The sequence below is a fragment of the Vibrio sp. Vb1554 genome (genome assembly GCF_033344235.1).
On sequence record NZ_JAWPOJ010000212.1, the window covers coordinates 1 to 1,351 of the forward strand.

The window sequence follows — 1,351 nt, forward strand, 5'->3', positions numbered from 1 at the left end:
GTCACGAGCTGCCACGGCTAAGTAAGTGGTTTGGTCGATTTCTTCTGGCGCACCTTGTACAACGATTTGGCCTTGGTTGAGCACCTGAAGACCATTGGCGTTTTCTAACCAGATCCGAGTGGTGAGCAGGTCACCATCGGGGTCTTCAAACAATTGGTTCAGACTTAACGAATTGCTGATCGGCTTGTTCTGCGTTAGCTCCCAACCATAAATGATGGTTTGCAGTTGCTGTTCGACCGATAGATTGATGATGGGTTTGCTGTTGTTCGCCGCATCAACCTTGGGTTGTGGTGTCACAGTCGTCAGATCGTAAGGGTAGTAACCATCAAACGTATCGAAAGGGTTCTCGGCGACGTTTTGTTGATCGAATGGGGTGGCATTAAGCACAGCATCTAAATCGAGAGAGCTCGAGCCATCCAACGCCGATGTTGTGAGCGCCTGCTTCACCTCAATTAACGACGTACGTTCACCATAGTGATGTTGGCTTTTTCTTTTATCGACAGGAGCGCTGTTTAAAGAGCTGGCCGCAGACGCCATGCTGCTCTCGTCACTTAACAAGTAAACACCCAATAAACCGGCGCCGATCGCGCCGATAATCCACAGTTTCTTGGTCATGATTTATGCGTGTGCCATTCTTGATTGCAGCCAGCTGCGTGAGAACTTGAGGTCTTTTTCGATTAGGCTTGCGCTGCACTCTAGCAGTTCGCTGATCTCCTGGTTCTTCATGCCCATCAGGTATTTGAGTTTTAATGCGCTCGATTGACGTGGGTAGCGTGTGCTAAAGCTATCTAAGGCTTTGTCCATGATGATCAACTGCTCAAAGCGGTCTTCTTCGTCCTTCATCAATGTGATGTGTTGGCGTTTTTGCGCTTGGTGTGAGCGAGCGTTGTCGATCAATATTTGGCGCATGACTTTAGCTGCCATTAAGAAAAAATCACGCTTGGTGGCGATTTCACTCATGTCGCAGTTTGACATCTTTAGGTAAGCATCATGAATCAATGCGGTGGTGCTGTTGACGCTGTCTGCCAATACCATGTTGTCGGTGCCGTATTTTTCGGCGTTGCGCTCACGTTCTTGTTGGGCGATTTTACGCAGTTGCAAATAGGCGAATTGGTACAGCTCGCTTTCGGCTTGTTTATTACCAGACTGCCACTGCTGAATAATGTGGGTTAGGGCTGAAGTCGTTGCCATGGTTATACCTCCTCGCTCACTTTGACAAATTCAGAAATCGTATGCGTTTCAATATGATCAGAACCATCTCGGTTACGACTAACGTTCTGTTGGTAGCGATACAAAATGCCTTGCTCCCAGTTGGCTCCCGCCGGTAAGTATTCCCAAGTGGTGTAGTTGA

1 protein-coding gene and 2 pseudogenes are annotated in these 1,351 nt (G+C 48.1%); all 3 read right to left on the reverse strand.

The window, feature by feature from the left end; genetic code table 11:
- Positions 1–615 (reverse strand): annotated as a pseudogene (locus tag R8N28_RS25040) (hypothetical protein); the annotation flags it as partial.
- Between the two features lie 3 nt (positions 616–618).
- The gene (locus tag R8N28_RS25045) at positions 619–1,191 is read right to left on the reverse strand and encodes a sigma-70 family RNA polymerase sigma factor (RefSeq protein ID WP_005455178.1); all 573 of its coding nucleotides are present in this window, start codon (positions 1,189–1,191) and stop codon (positions 619–621) included.
- 2 nt (positions 1,192–1,193) lie between these two features.
- Positions 1,194–1,351: pseudogene (locus tag R8N28_RS25050) on the reverse strand (chromosome partitioning protein ParA); the annotation flags it as partial.